Raw genomic sequence first — 1,229 nt, forward strand, 5'->3', positions numbered from 1 at the left:
TCTATTGCCCAAGCACCTCGCACGTCACCTGAGAAAGGCGGGTGGAAGCAGGCAGGAACTGCTGCACAATGCTACACCACAAAAAGGGCGCCGGCGTTTTGAAGCATCAGATGTTCATGAAATCTGGCAGTCCGACTTTCAGCACACTCTGTACCTGCCCGACCCCACTCATCCCGGAAAGCGCAAGAAAGCCATTTTGTTTGCCATTATGGACGACTATTCCCGGTTGATTGTGCATGCTGAATTTTATTGGGATGAAAAACTCCCTCGACTGGAAGACTCTTTAAAAAAGGCTATTTTACGCTACGGAATTCCAGAACAGTTTTATTGTGATAATGGAGCAGCATTCTCATCTCATCACCTGCTGCGATCTGCGGCAAGCTGGGCATTCGCCTTTCGCACAGTAGAGCGTTCCGTCCCCAGGGCCGCGGCAAAATTGAGCGTTTTTTCAGGTTTATCGATACCAGCTTTAAACCCGAAGCATACAACCTGATTGAAAGGGGAGATATCCAGGGCCTGGCTCAACTAAACAATGCTTTAACAGCATGGCTGGATGGTTACTACCATATCCGCAAGCATGGTGGCACAGGTCAGACTCCGCTTGCCAGGGCAACTGCAAGCAAACGCACAATGAAAAGAGTTCCCATCAGTGAACTGACAGATATCTTCCTCTGGGAAGAAAATCGCAAAGTTGATAAAACCGGCTGTGTGCATGTCTTCGGCAATATCTATGAGGTACCCTGTGAGCTTTCGGGGGAAAAGGTAAAGCTGCGCTTTGACCCCTTTGATCTGTCTGTAATCCAGGTGTGGTTTGATGGTAAGCGTTTTCCCGATGCCATACCCCTGGATCTTCATCGATCTGTCCACAAACGGGTAAAAACAAAACCATCCGAGTCTATCCAGGAAATAGAGCCATCTCCCGGGGAAGTGAACACAGGTGAGCTGAGTTTTTTTCATTTGGCTGAGGAAAAGCAACGTGAAGGGTGGAAGAGTATTCCTCTAACCTTTGCCCCAAAGCCTGATGAGAGCAGAGGTGATGAAGATGGAAACTGAGAATAAACTCGTTCCCTTTCCCGGAACCCCAAGAATGAATGTTATTCGGTTCATCAGCCTACATGGAAGCGCTTGCCCGTATGCAGTTGATGGTCCAACACCGTTATTTTGGAGTACTCACAGGGGAGGTAGGAAGCGGGAAATCACACTTGTTCGCCATCTGGTGCAAACCCTTG

The 1,229-nt window shown here is 48.7% G+C and carries 2 protein-coding genes; both read left to right on the forward strand.

Features of this window, described 5'->3' with window-relative positions:
* Nucleotides 1-493, forward strand: a 493-nt coding sequence (locus SSCH_RS19110; protein WP_198142257.1) for a DDE-type integrase/transposase/recombinase, incomplete at its 5' end; no start/stop codon positions are given.
* Between the two features lie 137 nt (nucleotides 494-630).
* Nucleotides 631-1,053, forward strand: a complete 423-nt coding sequence (locus tag SSCH_RS19115; RefSeq protein WP_052835434.1) for a Mu transposase C-terminal domain-containing protein — start codon at nucleotides 631-633, stop codon at nucleotides 1,051-1,053.
* The last annotated feature ends 176 nt before the right edge of the window (nucleotides 1,054-1,229 follow it).

The sequence above is a fragment of the Syntrophaceticus schinkii genome, from assembly GCF_000946815.1.
Classification (GTDB): domain Bacteria; phylum Bacillota; class DSM-12270; order Thermacetogeniales; family Thermacetogeniaceae; genus Syntrophaceticus; species Syntrophaceticus schinkii.

Coding starts and splice junctions, on each gene's coding strand:
- SSCH_RS19115 (WP_052835434.1), top strand. CDS start 631: ATGAAAAGAGTTCCCATCAGTGAACTGACAGATATCTTCCTCTGGGAA.